Below are 21,728 nucleotides of genomic sequence, written 5' to 3' on the forward strand. Positions count from 1 at the left end.
CCTCCTGACACCCCCCACCCCCCGACAGGGATGCAGACAAGGAGCACCATGCGCACGCACCGCATCACCCAGGCAGCCGTCGCGGCCGCCCTGCTCGCCGGTACGGTCCTCGTCCCGCCCGCCATCGCCGCCACTCCCGCCGACGCGCCCGTGGCGAGCGCCGGGGTCGCCACGCGGGCCGCCGCCGTGCCGTTCACCGCGGCCGGCGCCCTGCGCGCCGCCGACGGCGGCTACACGATCTCCTGGTCCTCCCCCGCCGGATCGGTGACCGTCACCGCCGTCGCCTCCCCCGACGCCACCACCGGCACCCCGGTGGGCACCGGCGCCGGCACCGGCTCGCTGACCGTCCCCGCCGGGACCCTCGCCGGGACGGGACGCTGGTACTTCCGGCTGGTGCCGGACAGCGGCTCCCCGCTCGTCGTCGCCGACCGCTCGCTCGGCATCGAGTCCGCCCGCAACTTCCGGGACATCGGCGGCTACCGCACCACCGACGGGCGCTGGGTGAAGCCCGGCCTGGTCTTCCGCTCCAACAAGATCAACAAGCTGACCGACGCCGAGCAGCAGCAGCTGCTGTCCCAGCGGCTCACTCTCGACGTGGACCTGCGCAACGCCGTGGAGCGGTACGAGGCCCCCGACAAGCTGCCCGCGGGTGTGAAGTACCAGGTCGCCGACGTGGTGTCGTTCGACCACGGCATCCGCTTCCACGACTCGGCGCTGATGACGCTGGCCGAGGCCATCGCGGCCGGGCTGTTCTCCGGCTCGTCCGACCTCGGCCAGTCCATCGGCTACCCGTTCATGGTCAACTTCGTGGGCGCCGACTACGCCTTCCACGACCTGGTCACCGCCGTCGCGAACAACGACTCCGGCTCGACGGTCTACCACTGCAGCTCGGGCAAGGACCGCACCGGCTGGAGCACCGCCGTCCTCCTCACCCTGCTCGGCGTCCCGCGCGAGACCGTCGAGGCGGACTTCCTGGCCAGCAACCAGTACCTGGGCAACCCGAAGGCCGTCGAACTGAGCTGGCTGACCGCCGCGTTCAACCAGGTGGACAAGTTGTACGGCGACTTCGACACCTACGTCCGCGAGGGCCTGCGGATCGACGACGCGACGGTGGCCAAGCTGCGCGCCAAGCTGCTGACGGCCTGACCACCCGTCAGCACCCGGTGTGCCGACGGGTGGTGCCCCCGCCGTCCATCGGCGGACGGCCGCCCGTCAGCACACCGGGTACCGCCCGGCCGGCCAGTCCACCGCGTGCTCGAACTCCACGCACAGGTCGTCGGCCACCTCGGTGATCACGGCCCGGCCCTCGGTCGCCACCAGCCAGGACGCCGGAAGGCACACGTCGCCGTGGCGCGCGCCGAGCAGATTGCCGCAGATCGCGCCGGTGGAGTCGCTGTCGCCCGAGTGATTGACCGAGAGCAGCAGCGCCTGCGCCACCTGGTCGGCACCGGGCAGCACGAGGGCGCAGTACACCGCGATGGCGAGGGCCTCCTCGGCCACCCAGCCCGCGCCCAGCGTCTCCACCTTCTCGGCGGTCGGCGCGCCCTGCGCGGCCAGGTCGACGGCCGCCCGCAGCGCCGCCGTGGTCTCCTCGTGCCCCGGGTGGCGGCCCAGCAGGTCCATGGCCCGCAGCACCGCGCCGGGCATCGAGTCGCCCTCCAGGAGGTGGGCGACGATCGCGGCGAGGGCCCCCGCCGCGTACGCGCCGGTCGGGTGGCCGTGGGTGATCTGGGCGCACCAGTGGGCGAGCCGGAAGCCCACCGGGGCGTCCTGCCCCGTCAGCCCGAAGGGCGCCGACCGCATCACCGTGCCGCACCCCTTGGACCCGGTGTTCACGGGCCCGGGCGTGCCCAGCCGGTCGACCGGCTCGGGAACGTGACCGGTGGCGAGCCCGGTCAGACAGGCGTTGCCGGGGGCCCGGCGCGCGTACAGCCAGGGCTGCTGCCTGAGCCAGCCGGTCCGGATCACGTTGTCACCGCCCGCGGCGGGCGGGGCGGGGTGGTTCTGGGTGTCCAGCCAGCGGAGGTAGGCGTTCCGTACGAGCGCGGTCTCGGCGCCGCCCACCCCCTTCGACTTCGCCCGGGAGTGGGCCCTGATCAGTCCCTCGGCCGTGAACAGGGTCATCTGCGTGTCGTCCGTGACCCGGCCGACCACCCCCTCCTCGTCCGGAAGGAGCCCCTGCACGCCGTGCTCGCCGTGTGCGCGTCGGATACCGGCCAGGGAGAGGAACTCCACCGGGTTGCCCAGCGCGTCCCCGATCGCCCCGCCCAGCAGACAGCCCCTGACCCTCGCCCTGCGGTCGGTGCGGTCATTCCACGATGCGCCGTTCACGCGCGATCCCCTCGATTCGTTCGACATGTCCCGTAACGCCGTCGTGGGTCCATCCTTGGTAGGAGAGGCGATCGCCATGCGTACCGGCAATGAACCGACGACTGCCCGCAGTGCTCTGCGACTGCGGCTCGGGCTGAGTCTATGGGGGCTGGCCTGGGCCGTCTTCGGCGTGACCGCCTTCGCCCTGACCGACCGGCCGGGCTGGGCCGCCGCCTGCGGCCTGCTGCTCCTGCTGGTCCTGGTGGACCTGGCGGTGATCGTCCACCACATCCACCAGGGACCGCACTACCAGCCGGGCCGCGACATCCCGCCGTACGAACCCGACCGGGGCGGACGCGGCGGATACGCACCGGGCAGGTACGAACACCACGGGTACGGGCACGGCAGGTACGGGCACTGAGCCGGACCCGCCGCCGGTCGGAGGCGTGAGCCGGGCCCGCCGGGCAGGGCGTGGGACGGCCCTGCCCGGCGGCGGGCCCGGTTCCGCGCGAGACAGGTCCCTGTCCCGGCGGCGGACTCAGTCCTGCGCGGGGAAGCGGGCCGCCTTCAGGTACTCCGGGTTCGGGTCGAGCGCGGCGGCCAGCCGGAAGTGCCGGGAGGCACGGTCGGAGCGGCCGGAACGCTCGAAGGTGCGGGCCAGCGCGAAGTGCGCGAACGCGTTGTCCGGCTCGCGCTCCAGGACGAGTTCGAACTCGAGCTCGGCGGGACGCAGCTGGGCGGCGGCGAAGAAGGCACGGGCGCGCAGCAGCCGCGCCGCCGTGTTCTCGGGGTGGGCCGCGATCACCGAGTCCAGCAGCTTCACCGCGCCACGGGGATCGCGCGCGTCCAGCAGGCGTTCGGCCGCGCGGAAGTCGATGACGTCGGTCTCCGGGGTCCTCTCGGGCACGTTCGCTTCCTTCCCTTCGCTACCGGAACCCTCAACGCCCGCCCGGGGAACGGTATTCCGCACCGGCCCGCCGCCCCGGCGGACCGGTGGACCGACAGGCGGGCAGGCCGGTGGGCCGACGGGGCGGTGCGGGGATCAGCCTGCCGCGGCCCGCCGGGTCAGCTCCGACCAGACCTTGCGGACCTGCGGCTCCAGCTCCTCCAGCGGCCCGTCGTTGTCGATGATCAGGTCGGCCACGGCGCGCCGCTGCTCCCGCGTGGCCTGGGCGGCCATCCGGGCGCGGGCGTCGGCCTCGGTCATGCCGCGCAGCCGCACGAGCCGGTCGAGCTGTGTCCCGGGGCTCGCGTCCACGACGACGACCAGGTCGTACAGCGGTGCGAGGCCGTTCTCGGTGAGCAGGGGGACGTCGTGGACGACGACCGATTCGGGGCCCGCGGCCCGCTCCAGCTCGGCGGAGCGGGCGCCGACCAGCGGGTGGACGATCGCGTTGAGGGCGGCGAGCCGGTCGGCGTCGGAGAAGACGATCGAGCCCAGCTTCGGCCGGTCCAGGGCGCCGTCGGCGGTGAGGACGTCCGGCCCGAACGCCTCGACTACGGCCGCGAGCCCGGGAGTGCCCGGTTCGACCACCTCGCGGGCGATCCGGTCCGCGTCGATCAGCACGGCCCCGTACTCGACGAGCAGCCGTGACACTTCACTCTTGCCGGCGCCGATCCCGCCGGTCAGGCCCACTTTCAGCATGACCGGCAGCTTAGGCCCTGTCCGGCGGACCGGCCCCGGGCAGGGCGGGACGATCCGCGGGGAAGGCCGGCGGAGGTCAGACGTCCCCCTCGCGCTCCGCGAGGAACCGCTCGAATTCCAGGCCGATCTCGTCGGCGGACGGCAGGTCCACCGGCTCGGCGACCAGATTGCCCCGGGTCTCGGAGCCGGCGACCGCGTCGTACTGGTGCTCAAGCCCCTCGACGAGCGAGACCAGCTCCTCGTCGCCCTGGCCGATCTGCCGCTCGATCTCGGTCTGGGTGCGGTGCGCCTCGGTGCGCAGCGCGTGGGCGATGGTCGGCAGGACCAGACCGGTCGCCGCCGTGATCGCCTCCAGGGCGGTGAGCGCCGCGTCCGGGTACGCGGAGCGGGCGACGTAGTGCGGTACGTGGGCGGCGACGCCCAGGACGTCGTGCCCGGACTCCATCAGCCGGTACTCGACCAGGGCCTCCGCGGAGCCGGGGACCTGCGCCTCGTCGAAGGGGCTGCGGTGGCCGGGCATGAGGTCCGTGCGGTTGCCGTGCGGGGTGATGCCGACGGGGCGGGTGTGCGGGACGCCCATCGGGATGCCGTGGAAATTCACCGCGAGGCGGACGCCGAGGCGCTCCACGATCTGCTCGACGGCGGAGGCGAAGCGCTCCCACTCCACGTCCGGCTCGGGCCCGGACAGCAGCAGGAACGGCGCCCCGGTGGCGTCCTGGACGACCCGGACGGCCAGGGTCGGGGTCTCGTAGGCGGTCCAGCGGTCGCGCCGGAAGGTCAGCAGCGGGCGCCGCGCGCGGTAGTCGATGAGCCGGTCGTGGTCGAAGCGGGCGACGACCTGGTGCGGCAGCGTTTCGAGCAGACCGTCCACGATCTGCTCGCCGGTCTCACCCGCGTCGATGTATCCGTCGAAGTGGTAGAGCATGACCAGGCCGGCCGACTCCTGGGCGAGCGCCATGTCGACGACGGCCAGGCCCTTCGGCTCCCATTCGTACAAACTCTGCGGGTCAGACACCGTTACCGCTCCTCCTCGTATTCCTGCACAAGAACGTCCGGCAGGGCACGGGCATTCCCGAACGGTGCCCGTTCGACCGGCCGTTCATGCCCGGACTCGTGCGGAAGTCAAGCGTCCGGATCCTCGCGGAAGCCGATGCCCGGCACCGTGCTCCGCACCACCGCCGTCCTCCGTGCCGGGACCGCTCGCGCCGGAGCCGCACGCACCGCGCGCCCCTGCCACGGAGCCATGCTCCCGCTCGCGCGGCGCGCAGGCGCCCGTACACGTACCCGAACATTGGTCCAGACATTGACACGGCCAGGCCCCGTCCCTACCGTCTCTGGGCAGCAAGTTCAGAGACTCGCCCCACATTCATGTACGAGAACCTCGAACTCCTTCGACGGGAAGGCACCCCCCATGCGCACCCGCACGCTGCTCCCCGCCCTGCTGGTCACCGCGCTCGCCACCGGTGGCCCCGCCCTCGCCGCCGCCCCCACTGCAGGCTCGGCCGGAGTCGTCGACGTGAGCACCGCCGCCCAGCTCAAGTCCGCCCTCGCCGCCGCGGCCCCGGGCGACACGATCCGGCTCGCCGACGGCACGTACACCGGCAACTTCAAGGCGACCGTCCCGGGCACCGCCGCCGCCCGGATCACCCTCACCGGTTCGTCCGGGGCGGTCCTCAAGGCCGGCGGCGGCTACGGGCTGCATCTCAACGGCGCCTCCCACTGGACCGTCGAGGGCATCACCGTCACCGGCGGCCAGAAGGGCATCGTGGCCGACACCGCCACCGGCGTCGTCATCGATTCGGTGACCGTCCACGACCTGGACATGGAGGGCGTCCACTTCCGCAGGTCCAGCAAGGACGGCGTCCTCAAGAACTCCCGGATCCACGACACCGGGCACGACGGCCGGGGCATGGGCGAGGGCGTCTACGTCGGCACGGCCGGCGACCTCTCCGACCGCAGCGACCGGGTGCAGATCCTGGGCAACACCATCGGACCGGGCGTGGGCGGCGAGAACATCGACATCAAGGAAGGCACCACCGGGGCGCGGATCATCGGCAACACCTTCGACGGCAGCGGACTGACCGGCGCCAACTACGACGACTCCTGGGTCGACGTGAAGGGCAACGACGTCCTGGTCGAGGGCAACCGGGGCTCCCGCACCACCGACAACGGCTACGAGACCCACACCCAGCAGAGCGGCTGGGGCTGCGGCACCGTCTTCCGCGACAACGTCTCGGACCTGACCGGCGCCACGGGCGACAAGCAGCTCGCGTTCAACATCACCAACCACGGCGAGAACTGCCCGACCACGGTCCACGGCAGCAACACGGTGACCGGCGGCAAGGGGCTGACCAATATTCCCGTCACGCCGTGACCGCCCGCGCGGGACGGCCGCGGACATGAGTGAGGCCCGCTCCCCGGAGGGAGCGGGCCTCACTTTCAGCTACTGCGATCGGTCACCGACCGGAGGACCGGAGCGTCAGCTCTGGCCGCCCGCCAGCTTCTCGCGCAGGGCAGCCAGGGCCTCGTCCGACGCCAGGGCGCCGGAGTTGTCCGCGGACTCCGAGGAGTACGAGCCGCCACCGCTGCCGCCGGAGGCAGCCGGGGCGCCACCGGCCGGGGCGGCAGCGCCCTCGGCAGCAGCGGCCTCGTCGGCCTCGCGGGACTTGATGACCTGGGCCTGGTGCTGCTCGAAGCGCTGCTGCGCCTCGGCGTACTGCGTCTCCCACGCCTCGCGCTGAGCCTCGTAGCCCTCGAGCCAGTCGTTGGTCTCGGGGTCGAAGCCCTCGGGGTAGATGTAGTTGCCCTGGTCGTCGTAGGACGCGGCCATGCCGTACAGGGTCGGGTCGAACTCGACCGAGGCCGGGTCGGCACCGAAGGACTCGTTGGCCTGCTTCAGCGAGAGGCTGATGCGACGACGCTCGAGGTCGATGTCGATGACCTTGACGAAGATCTCGTCGTTGACCTGGACGACCTGCTCCGGGATCTCCACGTGGCGCTCGGCCAGCTCGGAGATGTGGACCAGACCCTCGATGCCCTCGTCGACGCGCACGAACGCACCGAACGGAACGAGCTTGGTGACCTTACCGGGAACGACCTGCCCGATCTGGTGCGTGCGGGCGAACTGCTGCCACGGGTCTTCCTGCGTCGCCTTGAGCGACAGGGAGACGCGCTCGCGGTCCATGTCGACGTCGAGGACCTCGACCGTGACCTCCTGGCCGACCTCGACGACCTCGGAGGGGTGGTCGATGTGCTTCCAGGACAGCTCGGAGACGTGCACGAGACCGTCGACGCCGCCGAGGTCCACGAACGCACCGAAGTTGACGATCGAGGAGACGACGCCGGAGCGGACCTGGCCCTTCTGCAGGGTCGTGAGGAACGTCTGGCGGACCTCGCTCTGGGTCTGCTCCAGCCAGGCACGGCGGGACAGGACCACGTTGTTGCGGTTCTTGTCCAGCTCGATGATCTTGGCCTCGAGCTCCTTGCCCACGTAGGGCTGGAGGTCGCGGACGCGGCGCATCTCGACGAGGGAGGCCGGCAGGAAGCCACGGAGGCCGATGTCGAGGATGAGACCACCCTTGACGACCTCGATGACGGTACCGGTGACGATGCCGTCCTCTTCCTTGATCTTCTCGATCGTGCCCCAGGCACGCTCGTACTGAGCGCGCTTCTTGGACAGGATGAGGCGGCCTTCCTTGTCCTCCTTCTGGAGAACCAGGGCCTCGATCTCGTCGCCGACCTTGACGACCTCGTTCGGGTCGACGTCGTGCTTGATCGAGAGCTCGCGGGAGGGGATGACGCCTTCGGTCTTGTAACCGATGTCGAGCAGGACCTCGTCCCGGTCGACCTTCACGATGACGCCGTCGACGATGTCGCCGTCGTTGAAGTACTTGATCGTCTCGTCGATCGCGGCGAGGAAGGCTTCCTCGTTACCGATGTCGTTGACCGCTACCTGCGGGGTGGTGGCGGTGGTCTCGGTGCTGCTCGTCATGTGGGAAAGGGCTCCGGTACGGACAGTGAGTCGTAGGTACTGCTACGCCGGGAGCCCTTATCACCTCTGCAGAAGCCGGACAGCTCGGGAAGCGCCGAACCCGCCGGGCGGGAGGCGCCTCGTGAACCGAGGGGACATACAGCAGATGCGAGCGCGGCCTGCTAGGTCTGAGGCGCACAGGCTCGCAGCGCAACTTGTAGCATACGGGGGCAGCCGGGCACGGTCAATGCGCGAAGGCGCACACCGGGGGCGCAAGGGCCCATATCCGGCACAACTCGTGTTCCCCGGGGCCGCCTCGGCACCGGGAGACGCTCCGGGCGCGCGGAACCGCGCTCATGGACACCCCCGAGTACGTACCGCGTGCGGCGGGGTGAAGGCAAACTACAACGACGGACACGATGAGCCAAGAGATCTACGCGGCCGAACCCGAAGCGACCCGTCGCGAGGCGTCGGAGACCGAGAGCAGCCGGGCCAGTCGCGGCTGGTGGGACCGGAACGCCGACGAGTACCAGAGCGACCACGGCGCCTTCCTGGGCGACGACCGGTTCGTCTGGGGCCCGGAGGGGCTCGACGAGGCCGAGGCCGGCCTGCTCGGCCCCGCGGCGTCGCTGAACGGCCTGGACGTCCTGGAGATCGGCGCGGGCGCCGCGCAGTGCTCGCGCTGGCTCGCCGCCAGGGGCGCCCGCCCGGTGGCTTTGGACCTCTCGCACCGGCAGCTCCAGCACGCGCTGCGGATCGGCGGCGGGGTCCCGCTGGTGGAGGCGGACGCCGGGGCGCTGCCGTTCCGCGACGGCTCGTTCGACCTGGCGTGCTCCGCCTACGGCGCGGTGCCGTTCGTCGCCGATCCCGTGCGGGTGTTCCGCGAGGTGCACCGCGTGCTGCGCCCCGGCGGCCGCTGGGTCTTCTCGGTGACGCATCCGGTCCGCTGGGCGTTCCCGGACGAGCCGGGGCCCGAGGGGCTCTCGGTCGCGGCCTCCTACTTCGACCGCACCCCCTACGTCGAGCAGGACGAGCGGGGCGACGCGGTCTACGTCGAGCACCACCGCACGCTCGGCGACCGGGTGCGCGACGTGGTGGCCGGCGGCTTCCGGCTGGTCGACCTCGTCGAACCGGAGTGGCCCGCCTGGAACACCCAGGAGTGGGGCGGCTGGTCCCCGCTGCGCGGCAACCTGATCCCCGGAACGGCGATCTTCGTCTGCGTGCGGGACTGACGGCCCGCGCGGACCGGGGCCGGAGGGGCCCGGCCGGTCCCGGGGTGCGGCGGGCGGGGCGGCCCGTACGAGACTGGGGGCGTGATCCGTACCGATGCCCTGGACCGATTGCCCGTGCGCACCGCCGTGCCCGCCCTGGAGCGGGCGCTCGACGACCGCGGTGTCGCGGTGCTGTGCGCGCCGCCCGGCACCGGCAAGACCACCCTCGTGCCGCTGGTCCTGGCCGGTCTGACCGGTGACGGCCCGGTGCGCCGGGTGGTGGTCGCCGAGCCGCGGCGGATCGCGGCGCGGGCGGCGGCGCGGCGGATGGCGTGGCTCCTCGGGGAGCGGGCCGGCGGGCGGGTCGGCTTCACGGTCCGCGGGGAGCGGCTGGTGGGTCCCGGCACAGTGGTGGAGGTGGTCACCACCGGGGTGCTGCTCCAGCGGCTGCAGCGCGACCAGGAGCTGGCCGGGGTCGACGCGGTGATCATCGACGAGTGCCACGAGCGGCATCTGGACGCGGACACCGTCGCCGCGTTCCTGCTCGACGTGCGCGAGGCGCTCCGCCCCGACCTGCGGCTGGTCGCGGCGTCCGCGACGACGGACGCGCGGGGCTGGGCCCGGCTGCTGGGCGACGCCCCGGTGGTCGAGGCGTCGGGCGTGTCGCACCCGGTGGAGACGGTCTGGGCGCCGCCGGCGGCACCGGTCCGCCCGCCGCACGGGATGCGGGTCGATCCGGCGCTGCTGGCGCACGTCGCCGCGACGGTGCGCCGGGCACTGGCCGAACGGGACGGCGACGTGCTGTGCTTCCTGCCCGGTGTCGGCGAGATCGGACGCGTGGCGGGCCTGCTGGCGGACGTGGCCGCCGAGGTGCTCCAGGTGCACGGGCGGGCCCCGGCGGCGGTGCAGGACGCGGTGCTGGCCGGGTCCTCGGAGGGCCGGCGGGTGGTGCTGGCGACCTCGGTGGCGGAGTCGTCCCTGACGGTGCCCGGGGTGCGGGTGGTGGTCGACTCGGGGCTGGCCCGGGAGCCGCGCACCGACCACGCCCGGGGGCTGGGCGCGCTCACGACCGTACGGGCCTCGCGGGCGGCGGGTCGAGCAGCGCGAGGCCCGAGGCGTCCGGATCGCCCCAGCACGCCGCCTGGAGGGCGAACGCCGTCAGGTCCGCGACCCGGATCTCCGGGGACGGGAACGGGGCGAGCCGTCCGTCCTCCGCCTGCGCCCAGCACTCCTGATGGTGTCGGGGACGGGTGCGGGAACCGGGGAGGGCTCGGGGCTGCGGGGCGCGCCCTGGCTGGCGGTCGCGGTGGCCGACCGGCCGGCGCACGCGGCGTCCGCGCGGGTGCGGCTGGCCGCGGTGATCGACGAGGACACGGCGCGGGCGGCGGCCGGGCACCTGCTCCGGGACGGCGAGGAGGTCGGCTGGGCGGACGGCGACGTGGTGGCCCGCCGGGTGGAACGGCTGGGCGCCGTGGAGCTGTCGGTGCGTCCGCTGAAGGCGCCGGCGCCGGAGGCGGTGCGCGGGGCGCTGGTCGAGGGGCTGCGGCGGGAGGGGCTCGGGCTGCTGCGCTGGACGCGGGAGTCGGAGCAGTTGCGGGAGCGGCTGGCCTTTCTCCACCGGGAGCTGGGCACGCCCTGGCCGGACGTGGCGGACGGGGCGTTGCTGGACCGTGCGGAGCAGTGGCTGGAGCCCGAGCTGTCCCGGGCCCGGCGCCGCTCCGATCTGGGCCGGATCGACGCCGGGCAGGCGCTGCGGCGGTTGCTGCCGTGGGCGACGGGCGAGGCGGCCCGGCTGGACGAGCTGGCGCCGGAGCGGATCGAGGTGCCGAGCGGTTCGCGCGTCCGGGTGGAGTACGGCGGGGCGCAGCCGGTGCTCGCGGTGAAGCTCCAGGAGATGTTCGGCCTGACGGAGAGCCCGAGGCTGGCCGGGGTGCCGGTGCTGGTCCACCTGCTGTCCCCGGCCGGGCGCCCCGCCGCGGTCACCGCCGATCTGGCCTCGTTCTGGCGGGACGGCTACCGGGCGGTGCGGGCGGAGCTGCGCGGCCGGTACCCGCGGCACCCGTGGCCGGAGGACCCGACGACGATGGCGGCGACCCGGTTCACGACGTCACGGCTCAGGCGGGAGCAGGGGCAGCGGGAGTAGGGGCGGGATCCGGTGTTCCGTCCGGGCCCCGCCCGTCCGGTCGCCGGGAGCGGGCCTCCAGCCACAGGGCGAGGGCAAGCAGTCCGGCGCCGAGGACCAGGAAGCCCCAGGGCAGGTACGAGGTGAGGAGCAGGATCAGCAGGCGCTGGGACTTGACCAGGTCGACGGTCGATTCGACGTAGTCCTGGCGCATCTTCACGTGTCCGGCGAACACGGTGACGGTTTCCTCGGACAGCCCCAGCGACTTGGCGTTGCGCAGCTCCTCCTTGTGGATCTCCTCGCCGTTGACCGGCGCTCCGGTGACCGGGTCCACCCAGAACATCCGCTTGGTGGTGTACCAGCGGGTCAGGCCGGTCTTCGCGATCTGTTCCGGGGTGATCGCGATCGGCATCTTCTTCGGCATCGGGACCTTGGTCCACGGGATGGTCTGCTCGAAGTAGTAGACCTCCATGCCGTGGAAGGTGCGGGTGCCCCGGTAGTGGATGGGCGAGCTGGTGCGGGTCTGCGCGTCGAAGTACTCGTAGTCGCGCTTCTCGGTGAGGAAGGGCCACTTGAACTCGATGCCCTCGCGCCTGACCGGGTCGCCGTCGACGGATTCGCCGGTGGCGTGGACGGGGGCCTGGCTGTGCGCGTCGAAGATGTACCGCTCGGGGATCTGGGAGACCATCTTGCCGTCCGGCCCGGCCACGAAGCTGAGGGCGTCCCAGACGACGACGTCGCGGCCGGCGGTGCGCTCGATCCGCTCGGACTCCTCCACGTTGCCCTTGAGGGTCTGCACGATGGTGACCCGGGGGACCGTCTTCACCTTCATGCCGTCGTTGTAGTCGAGGAGGGTGGCGGGCTTCGCCTCCAGCACCGCCTCCTGGTACTGGCTGGGCGGGATCTTCGCCAGCCTCGGGAAGGCGTACCAGCGCATCAGCGGCGACATGGCGGCGAAGAAGACGGCGAAGGCCAGGAGTACGAGGCTGGCTCGGCGGCGCATGTGGTGCCCTCCCTCAGCTTCTGTTGCTTCTTCCGGTGGCTACTTCTTGGGGCCCGGCACGGTGGTCAGCAGGGGTTCGGGCGAGGTCTCCCCGGGCGGGGCGCCGATCGCGGCGACGGTGAAGACGAGCGCGAGGGCTGCGGCCAGCCCGATGGCGGCGGCGACGAGGGCACGCATGCCGGTCCTCCCGGAGAACATCGATCTGATGGGCCGTCAGGGTTGGGGCACCGTAGCAATCCGGGCGCGAGATGAGAACACGTGCAACAGCCCCTCCGCCGCGGTGGCGAAGGGGCTGTCGAGGTGTGCGGCCGACCGGCCGGTCAGACGACGGGGGTCCCGGAGGGCTCGGGGCTCGTGGACGGCTCCGGGCTCGTGGAGGGCTCCGGGGTTCCGGAGGGGTCCGGCGTCCCGGAGGGCTCGGACGCCTCGATCTTCAGCTCGATGACGACGGTGGCCCCGCCCTCGGTGGTGAGCCGCAGCCTGTACGTGCCCGCCGTGCCGTCGGCGTAGATCTTCGGGAGCTTCAGGGTGCCGTCGGCACCGGTCCGCAGGCCCGCCAGGGTGCGGACCGCCTTGTCGTCCTCGTCCTTGAAGTACGGGCCCTTGTCGTTCTCGACCGGCTTCTCGGCATCGGTGATCATGGTGGCGGTGACGGCGACCCCGGCCGCGACCTTGCCCTTGTAGGTCGCCTTGACCTCGACGGTGTCGGCGAACTCGGCTCCGGGCGCCGCGGTCAGCGCCTTGTCGTCGGTCCTGGCGATCGCGTCGGCCCGGCGGGCGGTGACGGTCGCCCCGTAGCTGACGGGGGGCACCGAGCGGCCGGTGGCGGCGGCCCGCACCGTGAACGTGCCCGTCTTCTCGCCCGCCCGCAGCACCGGGGCGGTGACGGTGCCGTCGGTCCCGGTGGTGAGGGTGGCCGACTTCTTCCCGTCGGCGAACGCGGCGTCCGTGTCGCCGGTGATCGTGAAGGTCACGGAGACCTTGGCGAGCGGTCCGCCGCGGCCGTTCTCGGCCCGCACCTTGATCCGCTCGGCGAAGGCCTCGCCCGCGGTGGCGGCCAGCGGGCCGGTGCCGGCGTTCTTCACGGCCGCGAGGGTCTCGGACGGCTCGGGGTCGGGCTTGGGGCTGGTCGTGCCGTCACCCGGCTTCGGGTCCGGCTTCGGCGTGTTCCCGGGCTTCGGCTTGGCGGAGCCGGACGGCGAGGGGCCGGGGCCCGTCCGGTCCGGGGTCGTGCCGCCGCCGAGGCCGGGCGGCAGGGCGCCGGTGCCGTCGGGGATCTCGTGGGTGCCGCGCCGGTAGTAGTCGAACCAGGAACGCACCGTGCGGAGATAGGCGTTCGAGTGGTTGTAGCTCAGGACCGCCCGGTCGAGGTCCCCGGCGAGGGACAGGTCGCGGGAACCGGCGCAGAGGTAGCGCCCGGCGGCGAGCGCCGCGTCGTAGATGTTGTTGGGGTCCTTGCGGCCGTCGTCGTTGCCGTCCTGGCCCCAGGTCGCCCAGGTGGACGGGATGAACTGCATCGGGCCGACGGCGCGGTCGTGGGTGCTGTCCCCGTCGTACGCGCCGTCGTCGGTGTCCTTGATCATGGCGAAGCCCCGGCCGTCGAGAACCGGGCCGAGGATCGGCGAGAACGTGGTGCCGTTCGCGTCGACCCGGCCGCCGCGCGCCTGACCGGACTCGACCTTGCCGATCGCGGCGAGCAGTTGCCACGGCAGCCGGCAGGCGGCGTCGCTCGCGGAGATCTCCTGCTCGGCCTTCTTGTACGCGGCCAGGATCGAGGCCGGTATGCCGGCCTCCGAACCGCCGACGAGGGGCAGCCGGGTGCTGGTCCCCGGCTTGTCCGGCGTGTTCAGCGGGGGCAGTTCCGTGTAGTACGGCGAATTGCCGGTGGCCGCGCTCTCATCGGGCGAGGGGGTCGTTCCGGCGGCCTGCTGGTCGCCGCTGCCGGAGACCAGCGGCGAGCCGGGAGCCCCCGAGGCGGAGAGCGCCGCCACCACGGCGGCGGCCACGGCTGTCGTGGTCGCTCCCTTGCGAAGCCGGCGACCGAACTGCGCTGCCATACCTCTGGCCCCTCCCCTTCGACGACTGTCCGCGCCCCCAGCGGCAGGACTCAGGCGACCCTACGGCAACTCGTACCGCCGGAACACCGCGCGCCGACCGGTTCTTACCTGTTTTTCACGTTCCGGACGGCAAGTTGTACGCCGGTGGGCCCACAGGTGACAGCAGGGACCGTACGGCGTGGCCACGCACCGGCGAACGGTCTTCACCGTTCACGCATACTTGCCGCCATGCCCTTCACACTCAGTCATGCCGCCGCCGTGCTGCCGGTGCTGCGGCGGAACGGGACGGCGCGCGGCCCGCTCCTCGCGTCCGCCCTCGTGACGGGGTCGTTCGCACCCGACATGACGTACTACGCGGACACCGCGGTTCCCGGCGCCATGGAGTTCGGACAGGTCACCCACTCGGTGTGGGGCGTACTCACCGTCGACGTGCTGATCACCGCGGCCGTGGTCGCGCTGTGGCTGCTGCTGCGCGAACCGCTGGTGGCGCTGCTGCCGACGGCCTGGCAGGGGCGGGTGCACACGTTCCTGAGGGGGCGGCACGGGCCGTGGCGCCCCCGGGACTGCTGGTGGTTCGCGCTGTCGGCGGCCGCCGGGGCGGCCACCCATGTCGTCTGGGACGCCTTCACCCACCACGACCGGTGGGGGGTGCGCCTGGTGCCGGTGCTGTCCGGGAGCGTGGCCGGTCATCCGGTGTTCCAGCTGGTGCAGTACGGCAGTTCGGCCGTGGCGCTGGTGCTGCTCGCCCGGTTCGCCGTGTCGGGGCTGCGCGCCGCCGGGGCCCGGCCGGTCCCGCCGTCCGTGCCGGTGCTGAGCCGTCGTGAGCGGTGGGCGGCGGGGGCCCTGCTGGGCGTCTGCGTACTGGGCGGCATCGTCCATCGGTGCGTGCGCTGGTACGCGTACTTCGGGCACGTCGACACCCCGCTGGACATCATCCCGACCATCTGCTTCGGGGCCGGGGCGGGGCTGGCGGCGGGCCTGGTGCCGTACGGGGTGTGGACGCCCGCCCCTGAAGGCCCCGGCCCGCGGAAAGCCCGCACGGGCCCGGGACCGCCGGACGGTCCGGAGCCCGGTACGCGGACGGCCCGGAGCCCCGTGCGGGCCCCGGGCCGTCCGGCACGGCCGGACCGTCAGTGCGCCGCGGACTCCCAGTCCGTTCCGACGCCCACCGAGACGTCCAGCGGGGCGCGCAACCGCACCGCCGTGGACATCTCGTGGCGGAGGATCTCCTCCACCCGGGCACGCTCGCCCCCGGCGATCTCCAGGACGATTTCGTCATGGACCTGGAGCAGCATCCGCGACTTCAGCCCCGCCTCGGTCAGCGCCCGGTCGACCTGGAGCATGGCGACCTTGACGATGTCCGCGGCCGTGCCCTGGATCGGTGCGTTGAGCGCCATCCGCTCGGCCATCTCACGGCGCTGACGGTTGTCGCTGTTGAGGTCGGGGAGGTAACGGCGGCGGCCGAAGACCGTCTCCGTGTAGCCGGTGGCCCTGGCCTCCTCCACCACCCGGTGCAGGTAGTCGCGCACTCCGCCGAACCGCTCGAAGTAGGTGTCCATCAGGCCGCGCGCCTCGCCCGCCTCGATGTTCAGCTGCTGGGAGAGGCCGAACGCGGAGAGCCCGTACGCCAGCCCGTAGCTCATGGCCTTGATCTTGCGGCGCATCTCCGGGTCGACGGCCGACTTGTCGACGCCGAAGACCTGGGAGGCGACCGTGGTGTGCAGGTCCTCGCCGGAGGTGAACGCCTCGATCAGGCCCTCGTCCTCGGACAGGTGGGCCATCACCCGCAGTTCGATCTGGCTGTAGTCGGCCGTCATCAGCGTCTCGAAGCCCTCGCCGACGACGAAGCCCCGGCGGATGGCCCGGCCCTCGTCCGTACGGACGGGGATGTTCTGCAGATTGGGGTCGGTCGAGGAGAGCCGGCCCGTCGCCGCCACCGTCTGGTTGAACGTGGTGTGGATCCGGCCGTCCGCCGCGACCGTCTTGACCAGGCCCTCCACCGTGACCCGCAACTTGGCCTGCTCACGGTGGCGCAGCATGATCACCGGCAGCTCGTGCTCCGTCTGCGCGGCGAGCCAGGCCAGGGCGTCGGCGTCCGTCGTGTACCCGGTCTTGGTCTTCTTCGTCTTCGGCAGGCCCAGCTCGCCGAAGAGGACTTCCTGGAGCTGCTTGGGCGAACCGAGGTTGAACTCGCGGCCGACCGCCGCGTGCGCCTCCTTCACCGCCTGCTGCACCGCACCGGCGAACTGCTGCTCCATCCCCTCCAGATGGGCCCGGTCGGCAGCGATGCCGTACCGCTCCATCCGCGCCAGCAGGGCGGACGTCGGCAGCTCCATGTCGTGCAGCAGCCCGTCCGCGCCGACCTCGGCCAGCCGTGCGGTGAACGCCTCGCCCAGGTCCAGGACCGCGCGGGCCTGCGCCATCAGCGCCTCGGCCTCCGCCTGGTCCTCCGCACCGAAGGCCAGCTGCCCCTCGGACGCCGCGGCGGGCGCCAGCTCACGGCCCAGGTACTCCACCGCCAGCGCGTCCAGCGCGAAGGAACGGCGGCCCGGCTTGACCAGGTAGGCGGCCAGGGCCGTGTCCATCGTGACGCCGTCGACCCGCCAGCCGTGCTCCGGGAAGACCCGCATCGCGCTCTTCGCGTTGTGCATCACCTTGGGCCGGTCCGCGTCCGCGATCCACGCGGCGAACGCCTGCTCGTCCGCCCCGTCGATCTCGGCCGGGTCGAACCAGGCCGCCGCACCGTCCGCCGCGGCGAGCGCGACCTCGGTGACCGCGCCACTGCCCAGGGCCCAGGTGTCGACCGTCGCGACACCGAGCGGCCGGTCGCCGTGCTCGGCCAGCCAGGGCGCCAGCTCACCCGCGCCCAGCACCGCACCGTCCAGCTCGACGCCCGCGGCGGGCGCCGGGGCCTCGTCCTCGGCCGCACCCGGATCGACGGCCAGCAGCCGCTCGCGCAGGCTCGGGTTGCGGATCTCCAGGACGTCCAGCACACCCGTCACCGCCGTGCGGTCGTACGGCGCGCGCTCCAGGTCCTGCGGGGCCTTCGGCAGCTCCACGTCACGGACCATCTCCGTCAGCCGGCGGTTCAGCCGCACCGCGTCCAGGTGGTCCCGGAAATTCTGCCCCGCCTTGCCCTTGACCTCCTCGGCCCGCTCCACCAGCTCGTCGAACGAACCGAACTGGTTGATCCACTTCGCGGCGGTCTTCTCCCCCACCCCCGGGATCCCCGGGAGGTTGTCCGACGGGTCACCGCGCAGCGCCGCGAAGTCCGGGTACTGCCGCGGCGTGAGCCCGTACTTCTCCTCGACCTTCGCCGGGGTGAAACGGGTCAGCTCCGAGACGCCCTTGGTCGGGTACAGCACCGTGACGTGGTCCGTGATCAACTGGAACGAGTCCCGGTCCCCGGTGACGATCAGCACCTCGAAACCGGCCGCCTCCGCCTGCGTGGCCAGCGTGGCGATGACGTCGTCCGCCTCGAAGCCGTCCACCGCGAACCGGTCGACGCGCATCGCGTCCAGCAGCTCGCCGATCAGCTCGACCTGCCCCTTGAACTCGTCCGGGGTCTTCGAACGGTTCGCCTTGTACTCGGGGAACTCCTCCGAGCGCCAGGTCTTGCGGGAGACGTCGAACGCCACCGCGAAATGCGTCGGCGCCTCGTCACGCAGGGTGTTCGCGAGCATCGACGCGAAGCCGTACACCGCGTTCGTCGGCTGCCCCGACCCGGTCGTGAAATTCTCCGCGGGCAGCGCAAAGAACGCCCGGTACGCCAAGGAGTGCCCGTCCATCAGGAGCAGGCGCGGTCGGTTGTCTGCCGTCTTCTTCGATGCCGTCTCAGCCACGCCCCCGATCCTGCCACGGACCACTGACATTCCCGACCGGACACCGCTCCCCGCCCCCCTGTCGGTGCCGCGTGACAGGATCGTGGGAGGAGCACGCACGGCACCGACGCGTACGGTGCGCGCAGGTTCGCAGTCGGCTCGAAGGGGAGCACGCAATGGCCACCAAGCCGCCCACAGGTGACCCGGTCCAGGACGCGCCGCGGGTCGGCGAGGCACAGCACGCCGCCGCCGGTCTGCCCGCCGTCGCCCACAGCCTGCTCGTGGCCCGACAGCAGATGGGGGTGGTGCGCACCGCGCAGACCCTCCTCAAGGTCAACCAGAAGAACGGCTTCGACTGCCCCGGCTGCGCCTGGCCCGAGGGCGACGAACGGCACACGGCGGAATTCTGCGAGAACGGCGCCAAGGCCGTCGCCGAGGAGGCGACGCTGCGCCGGGTCACCCCCGACTTCTTCGCCGCGCACCCCGTCGCCGACCTCGCCACGCGCAGCGGCTACTGGCTGGGCCAGCAGGGCCGGATCACCCAGCCGATGTACCTCCCCGAGGGCGCCGAGCGGTACGAGGCGATCGACTGGGAGCGCGCCTTCGACATCATCGCCGAGGAACTGCGCGCACTCGACTCCCCCGACGAGGCCCTCTTCTACACCTCGGGCCGCACGAGCAACGAGGCCGCGTTCCTGCTCCAGCTGTTCGCCCGCGAATTCGGCACCAACAACCTCCCCGACTGCTCCAACATGTGCCACGAGTCCTCCGGCTCGGCACTGACGGAGACCATCGGCATCGGCAAGGGCAGCGTCACCCTCGAAGACCTCCACCGGGCCGACCTGATCATCGTCGCCGGACAGAACCCCGGCACCAACCACCCCCGGATGCTCTCCGCCCTGGAGAAGGCCAAGAAGGCCGGAGCGAAGATCATCTCGGTGAACCCGCTCCCCGAGGCCGGCCTGGAGCGCTTCAAGAACCCGCAGACCCCCCTCGGCATGGTCCGGGGCACCGCGCTCAACGACCTCTTCCTGCAGATCCGCATCGGCGGCGACCAGGCACTCTTCCGCCTCCTCAACAAGATGATCCTGCAGACCGAGGGCGCCGTCGACGAGACCTTCGTTCGGGAGCACACCCACGGCTTCGAGGAGTTCGCGGCCGCCGCCCGCGAGGCCGACTGGGCCGAGACCCTCACCGCCACCGGCCTCGACCGCGAGACCATCGAGAAGGCCCTGGCCATGGTCCTCGCCTCGAAACGCACCATCGTCTGCTGGGCCATGGGCCTCACCCAGCACAAGCACTCCGTGCCGACCATCCGCGAAGTGGTCAACCTCCTCCTGCTGCGCGGCAGCATCGGCCGGCCCGGCGCCGGGGTCTGCCCCGTCCGGGGCCACTCCAACGTCCAGGGCGACCGCACCATGGGCATCTTCGAACGCCCCTCCCCCGCCTTCCTCGACGCCCTCGACAAGGAATTCGGGATCACCTCGCCGCGCCACCACGGCTACGACGTCGTCCGCTCCATCCGGGCCCTGCGCGACGGCGACGCCAAGGTCTTCATCGCCATGGGCGGCAACTTCGTCGCGGCCACCCCCGACACGGACGTCACCGAGGCCGCCATGCGTCGCGCCCGCCTCACCGTCCACGTCTCCACCAAGGTCAACCGCTCGCACGCCGTGACCGGCACCCGCGCGCTGATCCTGCCCACCCTGGGACGCACCGACAAGGACGTCCAGGCGAGCGGCAAGCAGTTCGTCACCGTCGAGGACTCCATGAGCATGGTCCACGCCTCGCGCGGCAACCTCACCCCCGCGAGCCCGCACCTCCTCTCCGAACCCGCCATCGTCGCCCGCCTCGCCCGCGCCGTCCTCGGCCCCGGATCGGCCACGCCCTGGGAGGAGTTCGAGAAGGACTACGCGACGATCCGCGACCGCATCTCCCGCGTCGTCCCCGGCTTCGAGGACTTCAACGCCCGCGTCGCCCGCCCCGGGCGGTCGGGTAGTGGACGACGCGGAAGCCGGGGGCGCGGCGTTCCGCGCCGTCCTTCCACTCGCTCACGAGGTCGGTGTACGCGCCGTCGGCGAGGCCGAGGGCGCGGGCGTCCTCCGGGTTGACCGTCCCCCGCCAGTGGCAACTCCACAAAGCCATCGACACCGACACCATCACCGCCATCCACGACGAGCTCTACCACCGCACCCTCCACGGAGGCTGGCGTCCCCCGCCAGTGGCAACTCCACAAAGCCATCGACACCGACACCATCACCGCCATCCACGACGAGCTCTACCACCGCACCCTCCACGGAGGCTGGCCCGACACCACCCTCACCCCCGGAGTCTCCGTACGCACCGCAGGACGCACGACCAGTACAACACCACGATCTACGGCCTCGACGACCGCTACCGCGGCATCAAGGACGGCCGCCGCGTCGTCCTGGTCAACCCGGAGGACGCCCGCGCCCTCGGCCTCGCCGACGGCGCGTACACCGACCTCGTGAGCGAGTGGAAGGACGGCGCGGAACGCCGCGCCCCCGGCTTCCGCGTCGTCCACTACCCGACCGCCCGGGGCTGCGCCGCCGCCTACTACCCCGAGACCAACGTGCTGGTCCCCCTCGACTCCACCGCCGACATCAGCAACACCCCGGCCAGCAAGTCCGTCGTCGTCCGCTTCGAGAACACCCGGGCCTGAGGCGCCCGGGGCCGAGCCCCGCAGACCGGGGCCCGGCGCCGGGGGCCCCGGCAGCACTCTGCGCGCGAGCAGCCCTAAGCGTCCGCTCAGTCGTCTGGTAAGAACGATGTACACAGCACTGACACCGTGAACCACCGCAGACGATCGGAGCCGGCCCATGGGCGAGCACACCACCCCCACGTTCCCCCAGGAGATCATCGACGAGTACGCCGCGCTCGGCGTGGACCTGCCCGCCCTCTTCTCCGCCGGGCACCTCGGCGAACGGATGGGCGTCACGATCGTCGAGGCCTCCGCGGACCGCGTCGTGGGCACCATGCCCGTCGAGGGCAACACCCAGCCCTACGGACTGCTGCACGGCGGCGCCTCCGCCGTCCTCGCCGAGACCCTCGGCTCCGTCGGCTCGATGCTCCACGGCGGCGTCACCAAGCTCGCCGTGGGTGTCGATCTGAACTGCACCCATCACCGCGGCGTGCGCAGCGGCCTCGTCACGGGAGTGGCCACCCCCGTGCACCGCGGCCGCTCCACCGCCACCTACGAGATCGTCATCACGGACGAACAGGACAAGAGGGTCTGCACCGCGCGCCTCACCTGCATGCTCCGCGACGCCCCGCGCCCCGACGCCGCCTGACGGAACGGAACACGCACCGACACCTCCGAACCCCACTGCCCGGCCGGATCACCATCCGTCCGGGCAGTGCCATATCCACCCACAACCACCCCCACATCGAGTGAAGTTGAGAATCGAATACGCCAACTCCCTTGACCACGGCATCCGTTGTATGGCCAACTCAGCACCCCACACACACCTCGGGCACGCGACGCCGCGTCGACCACAACACCCCCCGCCGTAACACTGCGTAACCATCGACCGGTCCGCACCCACCCCCGCACGACACCCCGGACCGG

Annotated in this window: 14 protein-coding genes and 3 pseudogenes; 8 read left to right on the plus strand and 9 right to left on the minus strand. The window is 72.2% G+C overall.

Annotation, left to right across the window (positions count from 1 at the left end):
• Nucleotides 1-48 precede the first annotated feature (48 nt).
• Nucleotides 49-1,146 carry a tyrosine-protein phosphatase gene (locus tag EAO76_RS06465; protein ID WP_148834219.1) on the plus strand — a complete coding sequence of 366 codons (1,098 nt, stop codon included), beginning with the start codon at nucleotides 49-51 and terminating at the stop codon, nucleotides 1,144-1,146.
• A 66-nt stretch (nucleotides 1,147-1,212) separates the two neighbouring features.
• On the opposite strand, the gene EAO76_RS06470 is transcribed toward EAO76_RS06465, so the two are convergent.
• Nucleotides 1,213-2,358 carry an ADP-ribosylglycohydrolase family protein gene (locus EAO76_RS06470; protein ID WP_148834221.1) on the minus strand — a complete coding sequence of 382 codons (1,146 nt, stop codon included), beginning with the start codon at nucleotides 2,356-2,358 and terminating at the stop codon, nucleotides 1,213-1,215.
• A gap of 49 nt (nucleotides 2,359-2,407) precedes the next feature.
• Between EAO76_RS06470 and EAO76_RS06475 the strand changes: the two genes are divergently transcribed.
• Nucleotides 2,408-2,731, plus strand: a complete 324-nt coding sequence (locus EAO76_RS06475; protein WP_148834223.1) for a DUF6343 family protein — start codon at nucleotides 2,408-2,410, stop codon at nucleotides 2,729-2,731.
• A gap of 117 nt (nucleotides 2,732-2,848) precedes the next feature.
• Here EAO76_RS06475 and EAO76_RS06480 read toward each other — a convergent pair whose 3' ends face one another.
• The 3 genes from EAO76_RS06480 to EAO76_RS06490 all read right to left on the minus strand — a co-directional run bounded on the left by EAO76_RS06480 (nucleotide 2,849) and on the right by EAO76_RS06490 (nucleotide 4,970).
• A complete protein-coding gene (locus tag EAO76_RS06480) occupies nucleotides 2,849-3,217 on the minus strand; it encodes a tetratricopeptide repeat protein (protein ID WP_148834225.1) in 369 nt (122 codons plus the stop codon).
• Between the two features lie 135 nt (nucleotides 3,218-3,352).
• Nucleotides 3,353-3,955, minus strand: coding sequence for a dephospho-CoA kinase (coaE, locus tag EAO76_RS06485; protein ID WP_148834227.1), 603 nt, complete (start codon nucleotides 3,953-3,955; stop codon nucleotides 3,353-3,355).
• 76 nt (nucleotides 3,956-4,031) lie between these two features.
• The gene (locus EAO76_RS06490; protein WP_187438476.1) at nucleotides 4,032-4,970 is read right to left on the minus strand and encodes a PAC2 family protein; all 939 of its coding nucleotides are present in this window, start codon (nucleotides 4,968-4,970) and stop codon (nucleotides 4,032-4,034) included.
• Between the two features lie 396 nt (nucleotides 4,971-5,366).
• On the opposite strand from EAO76_RS06490, the gene EAO76_RS06495 reads away from it, so the two are divergent.
• Nucleotides 5,367-6,329: a nitrous oxide reductase family maturation protein NosD gene (locus tag EAO76_RS06495; protein ID WP_148834229.1), complete on the plus strand. Its 963-nt coding sequence runs from the start codon at nucleotides 5,367-5,369 to the stop codon at nucleotides 6,327-6,329.
• A gap of 105 nt (nucleotides 6,330-6,434) precedes the next feature.
• On the opposite strand, the gene rpsA is transcribed toward EAO76_RS06495, so the two are convergent.
• Nucleotides 6,435-7,946 (minus strand): 30S ribosomal protein S1, encoded by a 1,512-nt coding sequence (gene rpsA, locus EAO76_RS06500; protein ID WP_148834231.1) that lies wholly within the window; start codon nucleotides 7,944-7,946, stop codon nucleotides 6,435-6,437.
• Between the two features lie 398 nt (nucleotides 7,947-8,344).
• On the opposite strand from rpsA, the gene EAO76_RS06505 reads away from it, so the two are divergent.
• The gene (locus tag EAO76_RS06505; RefSeq protein WP_148834233.1) at nucleotides 8,345-9,157 is read left to right on the plus strand and encodes a class I SAM-dependent methyltransferase; all 813 of its coding nucleotides are present in this window, start codon (nucleotides 8,345-8,347) and stop codon (nucleotides 9,155-9,157) included.
• A gap of 81 nt (nucleotides 9,158-9,238) precedes the next feature.
• Nucleotides 9,239-11,279: pseudogene (locus EAO76_RS47480) on the plus strand (ATP-dependent helicase C-terminal domain-containing protein).
• On the opposite strand, the gene EAO76_RS06515 reads toward EAO76_RS47480, so the two are convergent.
• The 3 genes from EAO76_RS06515 to EAO76_RS06525 form a co-directional block, all read right to left on the minus strand.
• Entirely contained in the window at nucleotides 11,251-12,261 is a 1,011-nt protein-coding gene (locus EAO76_RS06515; protein WP_148834235.1) for a DUF3068 domain-containing protein, read from the minus strand. The pseudogene EAO76_RS47480 and the gene EAO76_RS06515 overlap by 29 nt on opposite strands.
• A gap of 39 nt (nucleotides 12,262-12,300) precedes the next feature.
• Nucleotides 12,301-12,438 (minus strand): SPW_0924 family protein, encoded by a 138-nt coding sequence (locus EAO76_RS06520; RefSeq protein WP_148834237.1) that lies wholly within the window; start codon nucleotides 12,436-12,438, stop codon nucleotides 12,301-12,303.
• Between the two features lie 143 nt (nucleotides 12,439-12,581).
• Nucleotides 12,582-14,318, minus strand: a complete 1,737-nt coding sequence (locus EAO76_RS06525; protein ID WP_148834239.1) for a lytic murein transglycosylase — start codon at nucleotides 14,316-14,318, stop codon at nucleotides 12,582-12,584.
• A 228-nt stretch (nucleotides 14,319-14,546) separates the two neighbouring features.
• Between EAO76_RS06525 and EAO76_RS06530 the strand changes: the two are divergent.
• Nucleotides 14,547-15,428 (plus strand): annotated as a pseudogene (locus EAO76_RS06530) (DUF4184 family protein); the annotation flags it as partial.
• Between the two features lie 20 nt (nucleotides 15,429-15,448).
• On the opposite strand, the gene polA reads toward EAO76_RS06530, so the two are convergent.
• A complete protein-coding gene (gene polA / locus EAO76_RS06535; protein ID WP_148834241.1) occupies nucleotides 15,449-18,160 on the minus strand; it encodes a DNA polymerase I in 2,712 nt (903 codons plus the stop codon).
• A gap of 155 nt (nucleotides 18,161-18,315) precedes the next feature.
• Between polA and EAO76_RS06540 the strand changes: the two are divergent.
• Together EAO76_RS06540 and EAO76_RS06560 are read left to right on the plus strand one after the other, a co-directional pair.
• Nucleotides 18,316-20,822, plus strand: a pseudogene (locus EAO76_RS06540) (FdhF/YdeP family oxidoreductase).
• Nucleotides 20,823-20,979: 157 nt separating this feature from the next.
• Complete coding sequence (locus EAO76_RS06560) at nucleotides 20,980-21,450, plus strand: PaaI family thioesterase (RefSeq protein WP_148834244.1); 471 nt, start codon at nucleotides 20,980-20,982, stop codon at nucleotides 21,448-21,450.
• The last annotated feature ends 278 nt before the right edge of the window (nucleotides 21,451-21,728 follow it).

This window comes from Streptomyces sp. sk2.1 (assembly GCF_008120935.1).
Classification (GTDB): Bacteria; Actinomycetota; Actinomycetes; order Streptomycetales; family Streptomycetaceae; genus Streptomyces.

What these genes read in the sequence shown, in the direction of transcription:
- EAO76_RS06520 (WP_148834237.1), bottom strand. Translation starts at nt 12,438, where the DNA reads ATGCGTGCCCTCGTCGCCGCCGCCATCGGGCTGGCCGCAGCCCTCGCG.
- EAO76_RS06475 (WP_148834223.1), top strand. Translation starts at nt 2,408, where the DNA reads ATGCGTACCGGCAATGAACCGACGACTGCCCGCAGTGCTCTGCGACTG.
- EAO76_RS06505 (WP_148834233.1), top strand. Translation starts at nt 8,345, where the DNA reads ATGAGCCAAGAGATCTACGCGGCCGAACCCGAAGCGACCCGTCGCGAG.
- EAO76_RS06470 (WP_148834221.1), bottom strand. Translation starts at nt 2,358, where the DNA reads ATGTCGAACGAATCGAGGGGATCGCGCGTGAACGGCGCATCGTGGAAT.
- EAO76_RS06515 (WP_148834235.1), bottom strand. Translation starts at nt 12,261, where the DNA reads ATGCGCCGCCGAGCCAGCCTCGTACTCCTGGCCTTCGCCGTCTTCTTC.
- rpsA (WP_148834231.1), bottom strand. Translation starts at nt 7,946, where the DNA reads ATGACGAGCAGCACCGAGACCACCGCCACCACCCCGCAGGTAGCGGTC.
- coaE (WP_148834227.1), bottom strand. Translation starts at nt 3,955, where the DNA reads ATGCTGAAAGTGGGCCTGACCGGCGGGATCGGCGCCGGCAAGAGTGAA.
- EAO76_RS06560 (WP_148834244.1), top strand. Translation starts at nt 20,980, where the DNA reads ATGGGCGAGCACACCACCCCCACGTTCCCCCAGGAGATCATCGACGAG.
- EAO76_RS06525 (WP_148834239.1), bottom strand. Translation starts at nt 14,318, where the DNA reads ATGGCAGCGCAGTTCGGTCGCCGGCTTCGCAAGGGAGCGACCACGACA.
- EAO76_RS06495 (WP_148834229.1), top strand. Translation starts at nt 5,367, where the DNA reads ATGCGCACCCGCACGCTGCTCCCCGCCCTGCTGGTCACCGCGCTCGCC.
- EAO76_RS06465 (WP_148834219.1), top strand. Translation starts at nt 49, where the DNA reads ATGCGCACGCACCGCATCACCCAGGCAGCCGTCGCGGCCGCCCTGCTC.